This window comes from Amaricoccus sp. B4, assembly GCF_043226085.1.
Taxonomy (GTDB): domain Bacteria; phylum Pseudomonadota; class Alphaproteobacteria; order Rhodobacterales; family Rhodobacteraceae; genus Amaricoccus.
In genome coordinates this window covers 647,109-667,337 of sequence record NZ_CP171225.1, presented here as the reverse complement: position 1 = coordinate 667,337, position 20,229 = coordinate 647,109, and the positions used below count along the sequence as shown (strand labels likewise).

18 protein-coding genes and 1 riboswitch are annotated in these 20,229 nt (G+C 67.7%); of the genes, 6 read left to right on the top strand and 12 right to left on the bottom strand.

Features of this window, described 5'->3' with window-relative positions; all coding sequences use genetic code 11:
• Positions 1 to 40: 40 nt before the first annotated feature.
• Positions 41 to 751 carry a class I SAM-dependent methyltransferase gene (locus ACF66B_RS03175; protein ID WP_111428284.1) on the bottom strand — a complete coding sequence of 237 codons (711 nt, stop codon included), beginning with the start codon at positions 749 to 751 and terminating at the stop codon, positions 41 to 43.
• A 238-nt stretch (positions 752 to 989) separates the two neighbouring features.
• Between ACF66B_RS03175 and ACF66B_RS03170 the strand changes: the two genes are divergently transcribed.
• Entirely contained in the window at positions 990 to 1,487 is a 498-nt protein-coding gene (locus ACF66B_RS03170; protein WP_111428285.1) for a hypothetical protein, read from the top strand.
• A gap of 4 nt (positions 1,488 to 1,491) precedes the next feature.
• On the top strand, positions 1,492 to 2,724 hold the full coding sequence (locus tag ACF66B_RS03165) for an HlyD family secretion protein (protein ID WP_111428286.1): 1,233 nt from the start codon (positions 1,492 to 1,494) through the stop codon (positions 2,722 to 2,724).
• Between the two features lie 38 nt (positions 2,725 to 2,762).
• Here the strand turns inward: ACF66B_RS03165 and nudC are convergent, their stop codons facing one another.
• Complete coding sequence (gene nudC / locus ACF66B_RS03160; RefSeq protein WP_111428287.1) at positions 2,763 to 3,722, bottom strand: NAD(+) diphosphatase; 960 nt, start codon at positions 3,720 to 3,722, stop codon at positions 2,763 to 2,765.
• A gap of 279 nt (positions 3,723 to 4,001) precedes the next feature.
• Between nudC and ACF66B_RS03155 the strand changes: the two genes are divergently transcribed.
• A complete protein-coding gene (locus tag ACF66B_RS03155) occupies positions 4,002 to 5,189 on the top strand; it encodes an acyltransferase (protein WP_111428288.1) in 1,188 nt (395 codons plus the stop codon).
• Positions 5,190 to 5,232: 43 nt separating this feature from the next.
• Here the strand turns inward: ACF66B_RS03155 and ACF66B_RS03150 are convergent, their stop codons facing one another.
• From ACF66B_RS03150 to ACF66B_RS03125, 6 genes are all read right to left on the bottom strand, one after another.
• Positions 5,233 to 6,279 carry an aldo/keto reductase gene (locus ACF66B_RS03150; protein ID WP_111428289.1) on the bottom strand — a complete coding sequence of 349 codons (1,047 nt, stop codon included), beginning with the start codon at positions 6,277 to 6,279 and terminating at the stop codon, positions 5,233 to 5,235.
• A 54-nt stretch (positions 6,280 to 6,333) separates the two neighbouring features.
• Complete coding sequence (locus tag ACF66B_RS03145; protein WP_111428290.1) at positions 6,334 to 7,116, bottom strand: ABC transporter ATP-binding protein; 783 nt, start codon at positions 7,114 to 7,116, stop codon at positions 6,334 to 6,336.
• Positions 7,113 to 8,114 carry an iron ABC transporter permease gene (locus ACF66B_RS03140; RefSeq protein WP_111428291.1) on the bottom strand — a complete coding sequence of 334 codons (1,002 nt, stop codon included), beginning with the start codon at positions 8,112 to 8,114 and terminating at the stop codon, positions 7,113 to 7,115. The genes ACF66B_RS03145 and ACF66B_RS03140 overlap by 4 nt, the downstream gene beginning before the upstream one ends.
• Positions 8,115 to 8,154: 40 nt before the next feature.
• Complete coding sequence (locus tag ACF66B_RS03135) at positions 8,155 to 8,958, bottom strand: ABC transporter substrate-binding protein (protein ID WP_111428292.1); 804 nt, start codon at positions 8,956 to 8,958, stop codon at positions 8,155 to 8,157.
• 8 nt (positions 8,959 to 8,966) lie between these two features.
• Positions 8,967 to 10,844 carry a TonB-dependent receptor gene (locus ACF66B_RS03130; protein WP_111428293.1) on the bottom strand — a complete coding sequence of 626 codons (1,878 nt, stop codon included), beginning with the start codon at positions 10,842 to 10,844 and terminating at the stop codon, positions 8,967 to 8,969.
• 141 nt (positions 10,845 to 10,985) lie between these two features.
• Positions 10,986 to 11,195: riboswitch (cobalamin riboswitch) on the bottom strand.
• Positions 11,196 to 11,881: 686 nt separating this feature from the next.
• The gene (locus tag ACF66B_RS03125) at positions 11,882 to 13,045 is read right to left on the bottom strand and encodes an NAD-dependent epimerase/dehydratase family protein (RefSeq protein WP_111428294.1); all 1,164 of its coding nucleotides are present in this window, start codon (positions 13,043 to 13,045) and stop codon (positions 11,882 to 11,884) included.
• Between the two features lie 419 nt (positions 13,046 to 13,464).
• Between ACF66B_RS03125 and ACF66B_RS03120 the strand changes: the two genes are divergently transcribed.
• Positions 13,465 to 15,054 carry a VCBS repeat-containing protein gene (locus ACF66B_RS03120; protein ID WP_111428295.1) on the top strand — a complete coding sequence of 530 codons (1,590 nt, stop codon included), beginning with the start codon at positions 13,465 to 13,467 and terminating at the stop codon, positions 15,052 to 15,054.
• 7 nt (positions 15,055 to 15,061) lie between these two features.
• On the opposite strand, the gene ACF66B_RS03115 is transcribed toward ACF66B_RS03120, so the two are convergent.
• The gene (locus ACF66B_RS03115) at positions 15,062 to 15,484 is read right to left on the bottom strand and encodes a DUF1810 domain-containing protein (protein ID WP_111428296.1); all 423 of its coding nucleotides are present in this window, start codon (positions 15,482 to 15,484) and stop codon (positions 15,062 to 15,064) included.
• Positions 15,481 to 16,836, bottom strand: coding sequence for a cytochrome c peroxidase (locus ACF66B_RS03110; RefSeq protein WP_111428297.1), 1,356 nt, complete (start codon positions 16,834 to 16,836; stop codon positions 15,481 to 15,483). The genes ACF66B_RS03115 and ACF66B_RS03110 overlap by 4 nt, the downstream gene beginning before the upstream one ends.
• A gap of 120 nt (positions 16,837 to 16,956) precedes the next feature.
• Here ACF66B_RS03110 and ACF66B_RS03105 point away from each other — a divergent pair, with 120 nt between their 5' ends.
• Positions 16,957 to 17,934 carry a ribonuclease T gene (locus ACF66B_RS03105; RefSeq protein ID WP_162683131.1) on the top strand — a complete coding sequence of 326 codons (978 nt, stop codon included), beginning with the start codon at positions 16,957 to 16,959 and terminating at the stop codon, positions 17,932 to 17,934.
• Between the two features lie 24 nt (positions 17,935 to 17,958).
• Here ACF66B_RS03105 and ssb read toward each other — a convergent pair whose 3' ends face one another.
• Positions 17,959 to 18,459 carry a single-stranded DNA-binding protein gene (ssb, locus tag ACF66B_RS03100; RefSeq protein WP_111428299.1) on the bottom strand — a complete coding sequence of 167 codons (501 nt, stop codon included), beginning with the start codon at positions 18,457 to 18,459 and terminating at the stop codon, positions 17,959 to 17,961.
• Positions 18,460 to 18,681: 222 nt separating this feature from the next.
• On the opposite strand from ssb, the gene ACF66B_RS03095 reads away from it, so the two are divergent.
• On the top strand, positions 18,682 to 19,266 hold the full coding sequence (locus ACF66B_RS03095; protein ID WP_111428300.1) for a lytic transglycosylase domain-containing protein: 585 nt from the start codon (positions 18,682 to 18,684) through the stop codon (positions 19,264 to 19,266).
• 40 nt (positions 19,267 to 19,306) lie between these two features.
• On the opposite strand, the gene ACF66B_RS03090 is transcribed toward ACF66B_RS03095, so the two are convergent.
• A complete protein-coding gene (locus tag ACF66B_RS03090; RefSeq protein WP_111428301.1) occupies positions 19,307 to 20,113 on the bottom strand; it encodes a transporter in 807 nt (268 codons plus the stop codon).
• Positions 20,114 to 20,229: the final 116 nt, after the last annotated feature.

Here is a 20,229-nt window from a genome sequence, read left to right as displayed (position 1 = left end):
ATCTTGAGGCCCGATGCAGTATTGGCGGCGCGGGAAAAGATCAACCTTCGGCGCGGCGGGCGAGCCAGGCGCCCCAGAAGAGGCTCACGAAGAAGCGGAGCGGGGCTCCGAAGCCCGCGCCGGTGAGCAGGGCGGCCAGCGCGTCCTCCGAGGCGGGGGGCTCGGCGCCCTGAAGGATCTTCGCCATCTTCGTCTCGACCTCCTCCGGCGCGGCGCCGTGCATCCGCCAGCGGGCGGCCCAGGCCGCGAGCAGCAGCGGCTCGGAGGCATAGGGGCGGACGTTGCCCGCGAGCACGAGCGGCGCGCCGGGGCGCAGGCGTTGCGCGATCTGGCCGAGAAGCGCGCGCTTCGCCGCATCGCCCGGCAGATGGTGCAGGACGCCGATCAGGATGGCGGCATCGAAGCCGGGCCGCGGATCGAGATCGGCCACGGTGGCGGGCACGGTCTCGACCCGCGCGGCGAGGCCCTCGGCCGCGAGCCGGTCGCGGGCGAGAGCCAGCATCGGCGGGGAGGGATCGACGGCGGTGAAGGTCCAGCCCGGTTCGAGGCGCGCGGCGGCAACGATCTCGCCCGCGGTGCCGCCCGCGCCGGCGACAAGCACCCGTGCGCTGCCGCCCGCGCCGAGGGCCGCGGAGAGCATGCAGGCGGAAAGCTCGTGGCAGGCATCGTATCCTGCCAGCGCGATGCGGGCCTGTTCGGCGTATTCCCCGGCGCGGGAGGTGTCGAACTTGGCGGCAGAATCCTGGGTCATGGGGCCTCTCGGGCGTGTCTCCGGCTCCGGTGGAGAGGTTTGCGTAGGACGCGGCGGCTGTGAAGTCCATACAGGGGGGGGGCCGGGGACGCGGCGATGCCCGCGTTCTCGATCCCTGCCGCTGAGCCGCTGACCTTGCGCCGGTTTTTATTCGGCACCGGTTTTTATTTGCGCGCGGCGGGGCTGCCCGATAACTCTCTCGTGAAAATCCAGCGCAGGCAGGTCGGAGTTCCAGTTGATGGCGGGCGAAATGCACCCGATGGCACCACACCATATCCCGTGGTATCTCCCCGGTCCGGATGGGAGCGATACGCTCTTCACCGTCACGGTGGTGCTCATGATCGGGATCCTTCTGCTCGTGGGGGATCTCTACCTCAGGCTCCATGCGGTGCCCGAGCGCATGGCGCATTCGAGCAACCACACGCAGCAGCAGGCGGTGACGATCCTCGCGCTGCTGGCGCTCTTCACCCACAACAACATCTTCTGGGTTGCGGCCCTCTTCATCGCCGTGGTGCGCTGGCCCGATCTCACGACGCCGCTCAATGCGATCGCGGATTCGCTTGAGCGGCGCGAGGGGCGGCGCGTGCCGCCGGATGTGGATCACGCCCCGCTGGGGATGACCGGGGCGTCCGAACCCGAGCGCCATCGCGATCCGGCGCCGGAGGTGCGGGCCGATCCCGCCGTGCCGCCGGAGGGCACGCCCCATGGGGCGCCCTCTGCCGGGCGGGAGGTCTGAGCCGATGGTCGAGCTCGTACTCTGTTCCCTGCTCACGATCCTGCCCGACTACCTGCTGCGCCGCCATTTCCAGGGCAAGCGCTGGGGTCATGAAATCACCTTCTTCACCATGTGGTACGAGTTGCGGTGGGGAATCACCGCCTGCGTGATGCTGACGGTGACGCTCATCACCATTGTCTTCTATTTCCACCCCTCGACGACCAATGCCTCGCCCTTCTTCCGCACCGTCTCGATCCTGCCCGAAGGCGGCGGGCGGGTTCGCGAGGTCTATGCCGCGAACAGCGACGTGGTGGAGGCGGGCAAGCCGATCTTCGCCTTCGATGATTCGAGCCAGCAGGCGGCGGTCGATGCGGCGAAGCAGCGCGTGGTGGAGGCCGAGGCGGCCTTTGCCATCGCGCAGGCGCAGATCGCGGTGGCCGACGGGACGATTCACCAGGCCGAGGGCGCCTATCAGCAGGCGCTCGACGAGCTCGAGACCAAGACCGAGCTGCGCAAACGCAATCCCGATGTGGTGACAACCCGCGAGCTCGAGAGGCTCCAGAACCTCGCGGATGGCCGTTTCGGCTCGCTCGAGGCGGCGCGGGCGCAGAAGACGGTGGCGGAGAACAATTTCAAGACCGTGCTGCCCGCGCAGCTCGCGAGCGCCGAGGCCGCGCAGCGGCAGGCCGAGGTCGAGCTCTCCAAGACGGTTGTCTATGCGGGCGTGACCGGGCGGCTCGAGCAGTTCACCTTGCGGCCGGGCGATTACGTGAGCCCGATCCTGCGGCCCGCAGGCATTCTCGTGCCGCTCGATGCCGGGCGCGACCGGGTGCAGGCGGGCTTCGACCAGCTTTCGGCGAGTGTCATCAAGCCGGGGATGGCGGCGGAGATTTCCTGCGCGTCGAAGGCCTTCACCGTCATCCCGATGGTGGTGACGGATGTGCAGGACGTGATCGCGGCTGGTCAGATCCGGCCGGCCGATGGGCTGATGGACGCCCAGGACAGCGCAAGGCCCGGCACGATCACGGTGTTCATGGAGCCGCTCTATGCCGGACAGCTCGACGATATCCTGCCCGGCAGCAAGTGTGTGGCGAATGCCTATACCGACAATCACGAGCGGCTGGCGGAGGAGGATCTCGGGCTCGGGACCTATCTCTTCCTGCATCTGGTGGACACGGTCGGCTTCATCCACGCGCTGATCCTGCGCATCCAGGTGATGCTGATGCCGATCATGACGCTGGTCTTCTCGGGGCACTGAGAGGAGGGGAGGCTCCGGAAGGGGCCTCCCGGGTCCCCTCAGTCGAGCCGGTCCGCGAGCCAGCGATCGACGAGAAAGCGGGCGATCGAGCCCTTGCGGGCAGGGCGGACCGGCCCGCCGGGGCGCGCGAGGCTTTCGTGCACCGCCTCGCGGGTCATCCAGAGCGCATCCTCGAGCTCGGCCGGGTCGCGGCGGATTTCGTGGGTGAGCGCCATGCCCTGGCAGCCGATCATCAGGCTCGAGGGGAAGGGCCAGGGCTGGCTTGCGAGGTAGCGCACCTCGCCGACGGCAATGCCGGCTTCCTCGAAGGTCTCGCGGCGCACCGCGGCCTCGATGCTCTCGCCGGGCTCCATGAAGCCCGCGAGCAGGGAATACATGCCCTCGGGCCAGCCGGGCGAGCGGCCGAGCAGCACCGAATTGCCGTGGGTCACCAGCATGATGACGACCGGATCTGTGCGGGGGAAATGCTTCGCGCCGCAGGCGGGGCAGCCGCGGCGCCACCCGGCCTCCTCGACCTCCGAGGCCGCGCCGCAGCGGGCGCAGTGGCCGTGGGTCTCGTGCCAGGCGAAGAGGCCGCGCGCGGTGGCGGCATTGCCGGCATCGGCGGCGGAGAGCCCGGCCATCATCGCGCGGAGCTCGGCGAAGACGAGGTTTTCCGGCAGGCCGGGGTGCGGCGTCTGGCTCTGATCGATGAAACCGCCGGCATCGTCGGGTGCGCCCGGCCAGTCGGGCACCACGCGGGCAAAGCGCGGCGCGCCGGCCTCGAGGCCGAGGAAAAACGCAGGCCCCTGCGCCGGGCCGAAGACCGGGGCATCGAGGGGCAGCCAGGCGAGTGCGCTCGCGGCGCCCGCATCAAACAGCGGGCGGTTGCGCCAGAGCGGCAGGCAGCGGGCCTCCGGCCGGGCTGCGAGGTCTGCGAGCCTGCCGGGATCGGCGCGGAGCTCGGCGGCGCGATCGAGCGTGGCGCCGGCGAAGGTGACGGCTTCTGCGTTCCTCATGGCGATCCCCTTGCGAGTCGGGGGCAAGGGGTAGACCGGAACGCGCGGAACGACAATCCGGCTTTGTCAGGGTGCGCGGGGCGCCAATCCGTTAACCTTCACGCGCATTCGTCGCGCGACGGGCGGCGCTGGTTTTGCGAAGAAAAGAAGGGAATAGCTTCAAGTTCACGCGACGATCAAGTTTTGGTGTTCATGTGTTGAATTGTTTTAACCATAAGAACCGATGAATAATTCTCTTCAACAAGTGTGCGTGTGCATGGGGCGGGGGAGATTGGATTGATGTCGGGACAGGATGGTGTCCGGGGAGCCACGGCGGTCAGGCTTTCGGCAGAGGAGCATGAGCGTATCGACTTTCTGCGGATCCTGCTGGTTCTGCTTCTGGTGCTGCTGCATTTCGGCGGGCTCTATGGCGCGAACTACAATCCGAACCTGGGCTATGTCGGGCAGGACGAAGCCTTCGCCGCGATCGTCGTCTCCTACATCCATTTCCTCGGTTTCACGGCGGTGCCCGCGCTCAGCGCGATTTCGGGGTATCTGTTCTTCATGGGCGCCCGGCCGGGCAAGGCGCCCGACTTCCTGCGCAAGGTGAAAAGCCGGGTGCGCTCGCTTGGCCTGCCGTTCCTGATCTGGAGCACGGTCTTCATGCTGCTGGGCTATGCGCTCTTCCGGTTGCTGCCGGGGCAGTATTCGGATGTTTTCGCCCCGGCGGACGGCAATCTCGTGCGCTCGATCGGCAATGCCTGGCTCGGGATCGACGGATTTCCGCTGGCGATCCAGCTCTGGTTCGTGCGCGATCTCATTGTCACGGTGCTGATCTCGCCGCTGATCTGGCTGCTGGTGAGCCGGGTGCCGGTGCCGCTGCTTCTGGGGCTTCTGGTGCTCTGGTTTGCCGAGCACGACCTCTGGATCTTCACCAAGCTCGATGTGGTCGGCTTCTTCACGCTCGGTGCGGCCTTTGCGGTGCATGGCTGGCGGCGGGATCTGCCGCGGCGCTGGGTGCTGCCGCTGCTGGCGGTGTTCCTGCTCCTCGTGCTGCTGCGGAGCCTGGCGCCGGCCCTTCTCGATATCGAGCCCGAGAGCCGGGGGCTCTACATCGCGACCTGCCTCATGCGGATTGTCGGGCTGGTGACGGTCTGGAGTGCTGCCCCTTTGCTCATGGGGGGGCTGCTCGGGGCGATCACGCCGCAGGTCTCCTACATGGCGTTCTTCATGCACTGCGCGCATTTCCCCCCGATCATCGTGGTGAAGATGCTCTTTGGCCGGCTGCTTGATCCGGCGGGAAGCCTGGTGCATCTCGCGGTCTACTTCGGGACGGTGATCGTCACGATTGCGGTCATCGCGCTCGCCGCGCATCTGATGCGGCATGCAACGCCCCGGCTCTTCTCGGTGCTGAGCGGCGGGCGGACCGGGCCGAAGACGGCCCGGAGCGCGCCCGGCGCAGCCGAGCCGCGCAACCTCATGGCCTGAGCCCGGCCGGGGGCGCCCTTCTGGCGCCCCGCGGCGCGCGCGCCTACATCGGCATCGGGTAGGTCCGCCGGATCTCCTCGATGCCGGAGCGGACGTCGTCCGTCAGGGTGATCTCCGCGGCCGCGATGTCGGTGGCGAGCTGCTCCACCGAGGTCGCCCCGAGAATCACCGAACCCATGAACGGGCGGCTGGCGCAGAAGGCGAGCGCCAGATGCGCTGGCTCCAGACCGTGGGCGCGGGCGAGCGCGGCGTAGGCTTCGGTCGCGGCTTCCGCCTGTTCCGTGCGGCGGTGGTGGAGCGTCGGGTTGATGCTCGCGCGGCTGCCCTCGGGGACGGCACCCCCGGCATACTTGCCGGTCAGGAGCCCGGCGGCGAGCGGTGAATAGGCGAGCAGACCCACATCCTCCTGATGGCTGAGCTCGGCGAGATCGAGGTCGAAATGCCGGCAGAGGAGATTGTATTCGTTCTGGATCGAGACCACGCGCGGCAGGCCGTGGGCCTCCGCCACCTCGAGCCAGACCGCGGCTCCCCAGCAGCTCTCGTTCGAGAGGCCGAAATGGCGAATCTTGCCCTCGGCGACGAAGCCCGCGATCGTCTCGAGGATCTCGCGGAACTCGCCGCGCTGATCCTTCGGCTGGCCGCTCGGATCGAAGCTCCAGTTCTGGCGGAAGTGGTAGGAGCCGCGGTTCGGCCAGTGGAGCTGATAGAGGTCGATGTAGTCGGTCTTGAGCTTCCGGAGGCTTGCCTCGAGGGCCACGCGCAGCGTCTCGGGCGAGATCGGGCCGGTCTTCGGCGGACGGACGGTCGAATTGCCGGGGCCGACGATCTTGCTTGCGAGGATCACCTCACTGCGGCGGCCGGTTCTTGCGAACCATTCGCCGATGATGAGCTCTGTCTGGCCCACCGTGCCCGGCGATTGCGGCGTAGTGGGGTAAAGCTCGGCGGTATCAATGAAATTCATGCCGTGATCGAGCGCGCAGTCGATCTGGGCATGCCCCTCTTCCATCGTGTTCTGGCTGCCCCAGGTCATGGAGCCAAGGCAGAATTCGCTGACGACCAGATCGCTCCGGCCAAGCGTGCGCTTCTTCATGGGATTGTCCTCGCTCGGGATCGGCGCGCAGGCTGGACCGGCGCGGCGGGAAGTTCAACCCCCGAGCACGGCGGTCGGCACGAGGATGAGCCCGCCGTCATCCTCGGCAAAATGCGCCGTGATGCCGTAGACGGCGGCGAGGCGCTCCGGCGTGAGCACGGCGCGCGGATGGCCCTGGGCAATGATCCGGCCGCCGGCGAGCAGGATCACCCGGTCGCACCAGCGCGCGGCGAGCCCGAGATCGTGGAGCGAGACGAGGATGCCGCGGCCGCCGCGGGCGAGGCGCCGGAGGGTTTCCATCAGCGCGAGGGAATGGGCCGGATCGAGGCCGGCCATCGGTTCGTCGGCCACGAGGAGCGGCGCGTCCTGGGCGAGCGCGCGGGCGATGAGGGCGCGCGCGCGCTCGCCGCCCGAGAGCCGTGTCGCCAGGCGGTGGCCGAGCGCCTCGAGCCCGGTTTCAGCGAGCGCGCGGGCAACTGCGGCGCGGTTTTCGGCCTCGGTGGTGCGATGCGGCTGGCGGCCAAGGCCCACCAGGGTCTCGACGGTGACGGGCCAGGCGATGCTGCGGTCCTGCGGGATATAGGCGACGCGTCGGGCGCGTTCGGAGGGGGGAAGCCGGCCGAGGTCATCCCCCATGAGCCGGATCCGGCCGCTTTCGGGCGCGGCGAGGCCGATCGCGGTGCGCATGAGCGTGGTCTTGCCGGCGCCGTTGGGACCGAGGAGGCCGACGAGTTCGCCGGCAGCGATCGCGCAGCTTACCGCATCGAGCACGGTGCGGCGGCCCTGGCGGGCGGCGCGGCTGGTGGTCACGCGTTCGAGGCTGAGAAGCGGCGTCACGTGAGGCTCCTTCGGCCCTTCCAGACCAGCCAGAAGAAGAAGGGCGCACCGACGAGGGCGGTGAGCACGCCGAGCTTGAGATCGCGATCGGGGGCGATGAGGCGGACGGCGAGGTCGGCCGCGAGCAGGAGGGCCGCGCCGCCGAGCGCCGAGGCAGGCAGCAGCCGCGAGGGCAGGCCGCCAGTGATCGGCCGCAGAAGGTGCGGCACGACGAGGCCGATGAAGCCGATGGATCCCGCGACCGCGACGCCCGCGCCGACTGCGAGCGCCGTGCCGAGGACGGCAAGTGTTCGGGTGCGGCGGATATCGATGCCCATGGAGGCGGCAGCGTCCTCGCCGAGCGTGAGCGCATCGAGCGCCCGACCGGTGAGGGCGAGGAGCGCGATGCCTGCGACGATGAACGGGCCTGCGAGCCAGACATGGGCCATGGAGCGGTCGGCGAGTGAGCCGAGCAGCCAGTAGACGATTTCGGAGGCGGCGAAGGGATTGGGGGAGAGGTTGAGCACGAGCGAGGTGAGGGCGCCTGCGAGGCTCGAGACGGCGACGCCCGCGAGAATGAGGCTGATCGAGCCGGGCGCGCTGCCCGCGAGGCCCTGCAGCAGGACGGTGGCGGCGATGGCGCCGGTGAGGGCCGAGAGGGGCAGCGCCAGGGGGAAGGCGACGGACAGGCCGGTATAGAGCGCGAGGACGGCGCCGAGCGCGGCCGCGCCGGAGATGCCGAGCAGGCCGGGTTCGGCGAGCGGATTCCTGAGATAGCCCTGAAGCGTCGCGCCGGAGGCGCCGAGCCCGGCACCGATCAGGAGCGCGAGGAGCGCGCGGGGGAGCCGGATCTCGCGCATCACCAGCGCGATGGCATCGCCCTGGCCAGAGAGGAGCGCGCGCAGGCTCTCCCCCATGCCGAACCCCGCCGGGCCGACGAGAAGGGAGCCGGCGAAGAGCGCTGCGGTCAGGAGGCCGAGGGCGGCGATCACCAGCCGGGTGCGGGCGGCGGCGGTCATGGTGCCTTCCGGGGCACGGAGGATGGGATGGGTGCGCGCTTCATTCGGGGCGTGCCGCGCGCAGGAGGCGGACTGCTTCGGCCGCGCGCGGCGTGGCGCAGACCCAGAGCTTGTCGGAAACCTGCGCCCGGTCCCGGGGCAGGTGGGCAAGCGCCGGGTGGCTCAGGATCTCCTGGGCGCGGGCGGGGCTCCCGTAGTCCTGGCCGGTGATGAGGAGATCGGGATGGGAGAGCGCAAGCAGCTCGAGGGGGAAGCGCGAGAGGCCTTGGCGGCCGTCTTCGGCGGCGATGTTGCTGTAGCCCGCGGCCTCGAGAACGGCGTCAGCGAGGGTGCCGGTTCCGGAGGTGTAGCCGTTGGCGTAGAAGATCGCGGCGCGCGGGCGCTCTGCGGGCAGGGGGGCCGCAAGCTCGGCATCCATCTCGGTGATCAGGCGTTCGGCGCGCTCCGGCGTGCCGAGCAGATCCCCCATGCGGCGGACGGCGGTGCGGATATCCCCGAAGCTTTCGCCGATCGGAAAGCTCTCGACGCGAATGCCGAGGCGACGGAGCATCGAGACGGTCTCTGCGGGGGAATACTCGCCGGCGAGCACGAGGTCGGGGGCGAGGAGATAGATCTCCTCGGCGCTGTTGTGATGCGTGGGATAGGCGCGGGCCTCCGCGGCCATGGCGGAGGAGACAGGGTCGGCGGCAATGTCGCTCACCGCCACAAGCTGGCCGGGGCGGGCGAGCAGCATCGCGAGCTGATCGGTGCAGAGGTTCATCGAGACGACCCGGGCGGCCGGCGCGGCGCGGAGCGGCGCTGCTGCCAGCACGAGGCAGGCAAGGAGCGTCGCGAACCGCGCCATGGCGTGCATCAGAAGATGCCCCTGACGCCGAGGAAGACCGCCTGGTCGGAGGTGCCGTAGCCGCGCACGGTCTGGTATTCGGCGTCGAGCAGGTTCTCGACCCGGACATAGAGCTCGGCCGCATCGCTGATCGCATAGCCCGCGCGAGCGTTCACGATGAGGAAATCGTTGTGGAAGTTCGCGGTTTCGGCCGGGCCGGTGCTGTCGGTGTAATCGCCCGAGTAGCGGGCTTCGAGCCCGTAGGAGATGCGCTCCATCGCGGTGCCGTCGAGCGAGAGTGAGAGCGCGTGGCGCGGGATGCGGTCGCGATGCGCGCCATCGGCATCGGTGGCGTCGGTATAGGTATAGGCGCCCGAGAGGCTGAGGCTCGGGGCCAGTGCCCAGGAGGCGGAAAGCTCGACGCCGGAGCTCTTCGCCGTGCCGTCGCTCTGCACGTAGCGCCAGAGATCGTAGTCGTACTCGATAAGGTCATCGATCTCGAGCCAGAAGAGCGTCGCCGTCGCCTGGCCCCGGCCGTCGGCGAAGGCCTGTTCGATGCCGATATCGGCGCTGCGGCTGGTTTCGGGATCGAGGTTCGAGTCGCCGGCGAACGGGTCATAGAGCTCGTAGAGCGAGGGCGGGCGGAAGCCGGTTCCGAGGGAGGCGCGCAGCACGGTGGCGCTCGGCAGCAGGTAGGCCGCGGTCAGGCGGCCGGTGGTGTAGCTGCCGAACTCGGAATGGCTGTCGTTGCGGAGGGCGGCATTGACCGTGAGCGCGTTGGTCGGGGCCCAGTCGGCCTGGGCGAAGATGCCGGTGATCGAGCTGTCTTCGCGCGCGCCGTCACTCGGGGTGCTGGTCTCCTGCGACCAGTCGAGGCCGTATTGCAGGCCGACCGCCGCCCCAGCGTCATAAGTGCCGAGATATTCGGCGCGAACGCGGTTGCCGTCGGTCTTGTAGGGGTAGTCGTCGTGGAACTCGCGCTCGACATCGTAGTAGCTGATGGCGAGATGGTGGGTGAGGAGGCTCGCGGGCGGGGCGATGTCCAGCCCGGCGCGGGCACCCCACTGGTCGGATTCGGACCAGTAATCCGCATCGGCATAGGCCGGAAAGCTCATGTCGTAATCCGCCTTCTCGTGCTGCTGGAATGCGGAGGCGAAGATGGTCACCGTGTCGGAGGTCGCGTAGCGGCCGGTGAGGGCGAGGCGGGTGGTCTCGTAGCCGTCGCGCTCTGGATTGCCATCGTCGGCCTCGACGGCGGAGAACCCGTCGGTACGGTAGTGGGTGAGGTTGAGGGCGAATTCACCGCGCTCGTCGCGGCCGGCGAGGCCGAGCTCGCCGCGGAAGGTGTCGAAGCTGCCCCCCTCGAGGGTGTAGCGGGTCTCGAGCCCGTCCTTCGTTGGCCCGGCCGTCGAGATGTCGACAACGCCGGCGACGGCCTGGCCGCCGTAGAGCGCGGACTGGCTGCCGCGGAGCACCTCCATGCGGCCGATGCCGTCGGTGCCGAGGCCGGTGAGCGACGAGGCGACCTGGGGACCGGTCGGATCGGAAATCTCGATCCCGTCGACATAGACGCGCACATACTGCTGCGGTGCGCCGCGGATGGCAAAGCCCGAGGTGGCGCCCGCCGGACCTGCCTGGCTGGTGGTGACGCCGGGCATGGAGGTGAGCTGCTGGAGCACGAAAGGGCGATCGTCGGCGGCGATCTCCGCCTCATCGCGGACGGAGACTGCGGCGCCGGACCGGTCGGCGGGCGTGGCCGTGCGGTTGGGGGTGATGACGATTTCGTCGAGCTCGATCACATCGCCGTCGTCCGCGGCGGCAACCGGACCGGCGGCAAGCGCGGTGGTGGCAAACAGGGCCGCGATCGCGGTCCGGGCGGGTCTATGATGCGGTGCCGTCACTGGCATGTGCGTTCCCTCTGGCCTCGGGGCCTTATCAGGGCGCCCGCTGGAATGTGCGTCCGCTGCCGTCGGGTATGACCCCTCCGCAACGGACCTTGATCCGGATCACCGCTGCGGGGAGCCGCACCTGCACGCGCCCCGCGTGGAGGTTGGGTGACATATCCGGGCAGGTCTCCTGGCTTGCGGGTCGTGGCCCCCTGCGCCCGACCTTCCCGGATTGCTCCAGTGGCCGAATTCCTGGGCGCGGGACTCACCGCTTACAGTTGCGGGGGCAGCTGCGGCTCTGGGGCCTTTCCCCGCACCGCATTCCCTCTTGGCCCACCCCGGAGGGCAGGCACCCGAATTCGTGCCTTTTCCCGTGCGGCCGGTCTTCTGTCAAGATGGCACGCCTCCTGGAGCGGGGAGCGTTGCGTGAGGGCGGGAGCGCCAGCGTATGCCGAAATCCGGTGGACTTTCACGGGCCGCTTCGGTAGCGATCGCCGGGCGTGCGGACGTGGCGAAACTGGCAGACGCGGCAGACTTCAATTGGAGTGCCCGGGCGGGAAACCCCCGGTGCAGAACCGCTCAAAGTCGGGGAAAGCTAACGGGTTGGGAGGCTGGCGCGCCCGCTCTCCCGGCCCCATGCCAATCCCGAGCCAAGCTCTCCTTCGGGGGAGAAGGTGTAGAGACTGGACGGGCGGTGCCTAAGGCTGGAAAGGAGGCTTTCCGGCTATGGTGAAGGGACAGTCCAGACCACGAACGCCCCGGAGAGGGGCGGCTTCGAAAGTCGAAGTGGTACGAAAATCTGCTTCCCGTAAGGGAGTACGGGTTCGAGCCCCGTCGTCCGCACCAGGACGGCTGCGCCCAGCGCAGCCAACCTTTCGGCTTCGGTGTATCCCGGAAGCAGAAAAGGAGCTCCCGAGCGGCCGGAGCGGAAATGTCATCCCGACGCATTTTCAGAGCGTACATGCGTCGCGCCCCCGCGGACCCTCCATGGCATTGGGGCGCAGGGGCGGACGGGCGCATCCAGGGCGCGGGCGGCACCCGGGATGCGGAAGACCTGATTACCAGGTGTGGGTCGGCTCGATCGACGGAATGTCGATTTCGCACTTGAACTGAAGCAGGAAGCCGAGGCCCTGGGCAACGGCGGAATTCAGTTCGGTCGGCGTCAGCACGCTGTCGATATACTTGGTCTCGACGGCATAGTCGTAGGCCGTGCCGTCTTCGAAGCGCGGGTTGTACTTGTCGCGGCAGACCGAGGCCTGAAGGCCGAGCACTTCGGCTTCCGACTGCACGACTTCGGCGAGCTCGTTGATGCTGTACTTGCCGGGGCAGTTGTTGACGATGCGGTGCTGGCCCGCGGCGCCCGGATTATAGGCCAGGCTCTTCAGGATCTCGATGCAGTCCTCGAGCACCATGATGCCGGAGGTCTGCGTGCCGGAACCGTAAACGGTCATCGGCACCCCGGCGATCGCCTGGGTCACGAAGCGGTTCACCACCGTCCCGAAGATCTCGTCATAGTCGAAGCGGGTGCACAGGCGGTCGTCCTGAAGCGTCCGTTCGGTGGCTGCGCCGAAGACGGTCGACTGCATCACGTCGGAGATCTTGAGGTTCCACTTGCGGCAGGCGAGGCCCGCGAAGTTGCCGTCGTTGATCTTGGTGATGTGGTAGAAATCGTCGCTCGCGCGCGGGAAGGGCACCGGAACGGCGGATTCCTTGCCGTTGAGCGAGATCTTGGCGTTGCCTTCCGGGATATCGAGGCCCGGTTTGGCGTAGGCGCCGAAGCTGCCGAGCTTCACGAGATGGCAATCCGGAGCGTGCTCCTTCATGCCCCAGATCACGTTGAGGAAGCCGGCTTCGTTGTTGGTGATCGTTTCCACCGCTTCCTTGACGCCGAGCATCGAATAGGGCGCGGTGCGCTGATGCGCGAGGTGATAAACAACCTCGGGTTTGAACTCGGCAAAGAGCGCCATCACCTGATCGGAATTCGCACAATCGAGTTCGCGGAAGCTCAGGTTGGTCTGACCGGTGACCTCGCGGAAGGCGGCGAGACGCTCTTCCATGCTGCAGATCGGGGAAAGCGACTTCCCGCCGACCTTAGCCGAATTACGCCGGGTCAGGAAATTGTCGACTATCAAAATTTCCTTGTTGGGAAAGGAGTTTGCCAACTCCAATGACAGTGGCCAGCCGATATAGCCGTCACCGCCAAAAACAATGATATCCCCCATCTATCACACCTTTACTCGAGAATAGACTATAACAAATTCTTTACACTAAAAGTTTCCGAATTCAATGATGCAACGCACCTATAGTTAAATTTTTGCGCTTCGAAGTTTTGCACTCATGGGTTGGGAACCTCCACCCTTGCGTGCAAGCTGCTTGCTGCTCGGCGAGCATCCCGACAACATCTATTCCCTGGAGTGAGTATTCCGCGCCCTCGGAATCATCTTAATAGCGTGGGGCGATTATCTGCGCAAGTCGCTTGGTTTCGTAGGGTTGACGGTATGATTCGACCCTGAATCGTCCGGTCTTCCCGCCCGCGGCGGCGGCGCCCGAGTGAGGAATATCTCGCTCCGGCCCCGTGGGGCTTGCCAATGCGCACGAGCGTCGGGAGATTGGCGGCAGGATGGTTCCGGAGGTATGCTGCATGGCACAACGCCCTGTTTTCACAGCGCTCGCGTTTCTGGCTGCGAGCAGTCTGTCAGCGGCCGAGCCGGTCTTCGTCGAGCGCGCGCAGGAGTATCCGTTTGCGCATGTCTACGGGGGTGGATGGGAACATTTCGTTGGTGGCGGGGTGGCGGTGCTCGATTGCGATGGCGATCTCTTCCCGGACGCCTTTGTCGCGGGAGGGGCGAATCCCGCACGCCTCCTGCGCAATCGGACGGCGGCGGCGGGGCGACCGATCCTGTTTGAGGACGCGACAGACGCTGGGCTGGCGGTGCGCGGGGTCACCGGCGCCTGGCCGCTGGATTTCGACAATGATGGCACACTGGATCTCGCGGTGCTCCGGGTCGGGGGGAACCGGCTGCTGAAGGGCGGGCCAGAGTGCACCTTCCGGGATGTGACGGAGGAGCTGGGCTTCATGGCGGGAGAGCGGTGGAGCACCGCGTTTTCGGCAACCTGGGAGCCGGGGCAGCGCCTTCCGACGCTCGCGGTCGGCAACTATGTCGATCGCAGTGTGCCGGAGGGGCCGTTCGGGGCCTGCGACGTGAACGAACTGCACCGGCCGGAGGGCGCGCAGTACGCGACGCCGCTCACGCTTGCGCCCGGATTCTGTCCGCTTTCGATGCTCTTTACCGATTGGGCGCGGCGGGGGCGGCAGGATCTGAGGATCTCGAATGACCGCCATTATTACGTGAAGGGCGGCTACGAGCAGCTCTGGCGGCTCGATCCCGAGCCTCATCCCTACACCGAGGCCGATGGCTGGGCGAAGGTCAGCATCTGGGGCATGGGGATTGCGAGCCGGGATGTGAATGGCGACGGCTTGCCGGATGTCTATCTGACCTCGATGGGGGATCAACTGCTGCAGTTCCGCGATCCGGGTGCGCCGGGGCCGGTCTGGCGGGACGCGCCCTATGCGCTCGGGGCGACGGCGACGACTCCCTATCTGGGGGACGACGGACGGCCCTCGACCGGCTGGCACGCGCAGTTCGGCGATGTGAACAATGACGGGCGCGACGACATTCTCGTGGTGAAGGGCAATGTCGATCAGATGACGGAGAATGCGGCCTTCGATCCAAACAACCTGCTGATGCAGCAAGCGGATGGCAGCTTTCGCGAGGCGGGCGGTTCCGCGGGGATCGGCAGCCTGCATCGCGGTCGGGGCGGCGCACTCGTCGATCTCGATCTCGATGGCCGGCTCGACATCATCGTCGTGAACCGGCGGGCACCACTGGAGATCTACCAGAACACAACCGACGGCACCGGAAACTGGCTGGAGATCGAGGCGCGGCAGGCCGGGGTGAACACCCATGTGGTCGGGGGCTGGATCGAGCTCCGCGCCGGCGACTGGCATGCCGTGCGCGAGATTACCGTCGGGGGCGGCCATGGCGGCGGGCAGGCCGGTTTTGAGCATTTCGGGCTTGGAGATCGTGCGCAGGTGGAGCTGCGTCTCGTGGCGCCGGATGGCACCGCGAGCGATTGGGAAACGGTCGAGGCGAACGGATTCTGGCGCGCGATGCGGGCAGGCGGGTCCGAACCTGTGCCGGTGCATCTGGAGCGGCTTGCACCCCGATAGCGCAGGATCAGCGGGAGAGGAGGCTCAGCGTTCGGGCGTCGGGTTCGCCACCATAGAACGCCTCGAGTGCCTCGGCGAAAAGCGGATCGTCCGGTGCGGCGGCGGAGAAGAGGGTCAGGCAGGAGCGGAGCTTCACCGCATCGATGCTGCCGAGGATGCGCTCGGGCGGGGTGCCACGATGGGGTAGCAGAAGCCCGACGGCTTCGCGCAGCCGAAGGCCGAGCACCGGATGAGCGAGGTAGGCGCGGGCCTCCTCGAGAGAGGTGAGTGCAAAGCGCTCGGCCATCGCACTCCGGCCGAGGCCTGCAATCTGGGGAAAGACGAACCACATCCAGTGGCTGGCCTTGGCTCCGGCGCGCAGCTCGGCGGTCACGCTGTCCCAGACCTGGTCCTGCGCCGCGACGAAACGGGAGAGATCAGGGCTGGTCATCGGGCAGCCGCCGGATCGGGCAATCGGTCGACGGGAAGGTCGCTCGGAACGGTCTCCGGGATGCCGAGGCGGCCGGCGAGGCTGCTCGCGTCCGTGAGGCTTTCCAGAAAGGCGACGATCTGGCCGATTTCCGTCTCGCTCAGGGACACCGGGCGCACTTCGTTTGCAGCAGTGATGCGCGCCATCTCGTCGGAATCCTCCAGGACAGCCCAGGTGGGTCTTGCCGCCTCGAAGGCAGGAAGGCGCGCCATGGCTGGATCATAGGCGGCGAGGGCGGTGGCGGGGTCAGCCATGTGGCGGACGGTGTCGCGAAGGTCGGCGTAAGCGCCTGCGTGTCCGTAGGGCGCGGTCTCCGCCACATTGCGGAGGCTCGGGGTGCGAAAACGATAGAGGTCGGCGTCCTGCCCGGTGACGCGGGCACGGCCGGTGTCCTTCTGATGGCGCTCGAACCGCGCGGCCTTGCCCGGCCCGAGCTGCGGCATGGCGACGGCGTGGAACTGCTGGTCGGTCTGGAACGGGCCGGAGTGACAGGTGGCGCAGCCGGCCTTGCCGTAGAAGAGTTCGAGCCCGGCGCGCGCCTGGCCGGTAAGTTCGGCCTCTCCACGCAGATGACGGTCGAAGGGGCTGTCATCGGCGCGGAATTCGGCCTCCATGAAGGCGGCGAGCGCATTGGATATGTCGGTAAAGGCGAGCGGCCGCCCTGAAGCAATTTCCGGAATCGCGGCGGCAAAACGCGTCTGGTAGGCCGGAATTGCGGACACGCGACCCGCAAGCAGATCCCAGGCCCCGCCCGAGCCGGTGATGAGGCCCTGGCGCGCGGCCTTGGCGATGTCGTTCTCACCGTAATGGCCTGCCATCTCGTCCTGAGAGAGCACCGGAAACATCGTTTGCGCTGCCAGCGCGCTGTCGAAGCCCATCACCATCTCGTCCTCGAGCGGCGTGCGCAGGCCCGAGGGCCGCTCGGGGTCTTCCTCGAGGCGACCATCGAGGAACATGTGGGTGAATTGGCGCGCGCCAAGATTGAAGAGGGCAGGCGCGTTGCGGGGGATGAACTGCTCGGGGCGGTTTTCCTCCATGAGATGCCGATCGGGGCCAAGGCCCTCCGCGCCCTCGCCGAGATCGAGCGACACGCCGTCGGACGTGGCGAGGGAGGGGTGGTGGCACGTGGAACAGGCAATGTTGCGATTGCCGCTCAGGATCTTGTCGAAGAACAGGTCGCGGCCGAGCTCGACGAGCTCGAGGCGGACGGGGCGATAATCATCCTCCGTGACCGGGGCCGGCAGAGGGGGGGCCGCCATCGCAGGCGCTGCGACCGCGGTGAGGAGGACGATGAGTCTGGCGCATCGCGGCATGGTGTGATGTTCTCCCGTCGGTCCGCGCGGCGGCGGTTTTTTGCCGACGATACTGCAAGCGCACGGATCGCGACAGGGGCTCTGTCCCGGAACGGTGAAGCGGCCGAAGGGGGAGCCGGAATGAAATACGTGATGCTGGCGATGGCGTTGATGGCGGGGGGCGTCCGGGCCGCGGAGCCGGTCGGGGGCGTCTTTTTCGCCGAGGCGGGCTGCGTGGCGTATCTTTCGAAGAACAGCGGCAGCAATCCGGGCGATGTGCGGCTTGAACCCGGCCGGAGCTATGAGGCTCTGCAGATCAACGCTCCGGGCGGGGAATGGGTGCAGGTCCGGGTGCCGGGGGCGGCGCGGAGTGAGGCGCGCTGGGTCTCGCTTGATTGCGGGCGGCTTTCGGAGCGGATGGATGCCGTGCCGGCTTTGGCGGAGACGGAGGAGTCCTCCGAGAACCTGCTGGTGCTGAGCTGGCAGCCGGCGTTTTGCGAAACGCGGCCGGGCCGGGCGGAATGCCGGGAGCTGAACCGCGGCGGGCTGCGCGGTGCCGCGGGGCGGTTCTCGCTGCACGGGCTCTGGCCGCAGCCCCGACAGACGGCCTATTGCGCGGTTCCGGACGCGCTTGTGGGCCTCGACGAGGCGGGCGACTGGGATACGCTACCGCCGGTCGAGGTCGACCTGCAGACGCGCCGGGCGCTGGATGTGGCGATGCCGGGCGCGGCGAGCGGGCTCGACCGGCACGAGTGGGTGAAGCACGGCACCTGCTTTGGCGACTCGGGCGGTGCGGACGGCTATTTCGACGACATGTTGCAGCTGCTGAAAGAGGTCAACGCCTCGGGCGTTGGACGGTTCTTCGCCGAGCAAACCGGGGGTTACGTCCGGAGCAGCGATATTCGCGCGGCGTTCGAGGATGCCTTCGGCCGGGGCGCGGGAGCGCGGGTTACCGTCGATTGCGTTGAGGATGGCCGGCGCACGCTGATCGGAGAGTTGCGAATCGCGCTCCGCGGCGTGATCGGGCCGGAGACGCCGCTCCGGGATCTGATCCTGGCGGCCGACCCGGTGCCGCTCGGTTGCGGCGGCGGGTTGTTGGACGAGCCGGGCCTGCAATAGGCCCGGCGCCGGAACCTGAATGGTTCAGAACGGGATTTCATCGTCGAGATCGGCGGCCCCGCCGCCGGCAGCCCCGCCGCGGCCGCCGCCGTAGCTGCCCCCACCGCCACCGCCGTAGCCGCCGCCTTCGCCGCGGTCATATCCGCCGCCGCCGCCGCTCCCGCCACCTTCGCCGCGGCCGTCGAGAAGGGTGAGCTCGCCGCGATAGGGGCGGAGCGCGATCTCGGTGGTGTAGCGGTCCTGGCCGTTCTGGTCCTGCCACTTGCGGGTCTCGAGCTGGCCCTCGAGATAGACCTTGGAGCCCTTGCGCAGATACTGCTCGGCGATGCGGCCGAGGTTCTCGTTGTAGATTGCGACCGAATGCCATTCGGTGCGCTCGCGGCTTTCGCCCGAGTTGCGGTCGCGCCACTTCTCTGAGGTGGCGATGCGGAGGTTCACAACCTTGCCGCCGCTCGGAAAAGTCCGCGTCTCGGGATCGCGACCGAGATTGCCGACCAGGATCACCTTGTTGACGCTGCCCGCCATGCTGAGCCTCCCGTCTGCTCGAAATGTCGTTGCCTGTGCCGGAACTACACAACCCAAGGTGGTGCAGTTCCGGCGGGATTCCGGCGGTTTTAGGGCCATGCGCGGCCAAAGAACAAGTTGAAAGCTGCGCCCGGCTGTGATTTTTGAAACGAGGAGCCGCGAACCCGGGGATTTACGCCGGGGCGGTGACGTAAGCCCGGTGGCAGAAATACGGGAAGGGACATGAGGTTTGCGCTGATCGTCGCGGCGGGCTCGCTGCTCGTGGGCGGGCCGGTCTTGGCCGAAGGAAGCCTGAGCAGCGTGCTGAGCCGCCGCTCCAACGTGACATCCGAATACCGCGATCTCATCCGGCCGCCCGTGCCGGGTGCGCTGAAGGGGCAGTTGCGGCGGCCCTCCGGCGGTTCGGGCACCGACATCGGCAGCATTCCGGCCTATGCCGGCGCAGCGGGAGTCTATCAGGACATGGCGCGTGCGGCGGCCCGCCGGCACAACGTTCCGGAAGATCTGTTCCTGCGGCTCGTGCGGCGGGAATCAAACTTCCATCCGACGGCAAAATCGAGCAAGGGTGCCATCGGACTTGCCCAGCTCATGCCCGAGACGGCGCGGCTTCTGGGCGTCAATCCGCATGACCCGACCGAGAATCTCGAGGGTGGTGCCCGCTATCTCAGCCAGCAATACCGGAAGTTCGGCGACTGGCGGTTGGCGCTGGCGGCCTACAATGCCGGGCCGGGCGCGGTGGAGCGCTATCGCGACGTGCCGCCGTTTGCCGAGACGCAGGCCTACGTGAAGAATATCCTCGGGCGCTGACGCTGAGGCCGGCGTGTGACCGGCCTCGTGCACAGGCTGCTCAGCGCGGCAGCATGACCGTCATCTGGAAGCGTGCACCCCAGTCCTGCGGGCCGCCTTCGGGCGATTCGGCCCAGTAGCGGATCCCGCCGTTGAACTGAACCGGAACACCGCCGACCTTCACGACCTGACCGACGAAGGCGTTGATCGGCACCGACCACTCCTCGCTCTCCCAGTTGTAGGTCGATTCGGTATTGATGCCGAAGGACGTGGCCTTCGGCGTGGTATAGACCACGAACGGCTGCAGGTAGCTGTTGGACATGTTGTTGTCACCGTTGTTGTTGGTGACCGACCACACGTGGTTGGCAAGCAGCCCCATGGTCACGGGCCCCCGCTGGACCAGCGCCACGCCGGTGGGACCAAGGCCCCACTGGTTGCGGGCAATGCCGTCGGTGGCGGTCGGGATCTGGATCACCGGACCCACGCCCCAGATCAGGCCGCCGGGTCCGGGGTCTTTCGGCGAAAGAAAGAAGCTCTGCAAGGTGTTGCCAAGGCCCGATTGTGACCCTGCGCCCGGGACGACGTCGTCCTGCCAGACCACGGGAAGGATGGTGCGCGATATGATGTTCCAGTTCGGTGCAATCGAGAAGGGGATGACCGGCTGGATGTTGATGTAGCTCTGATGGCCGTCGTCCGGCCCGATGCCGGAGTTGTAGTTATACTGCAGCGGCACGCTTATGAGATTCGCGACCGGATTGGCGAGATCCTTAGCGAGCTTGGCCGTCGAGCCATCATCCTGGGCAAGGGCTGGGCTCACACCTATGGCCAGAAGGCCTGCGGCTGCGAGGAAACGGAGGACTTTGCGCATGGCGGGCCTCGGGGGTTGCGCCGCTGCCGGGGTGGCAGTGGACTGCGGAACACGAGTGTAGGCGCTTTTGTGCGGTACCGCCAAGAGGTCTGAGAGCAATGCGCCGCCGAGCTCTG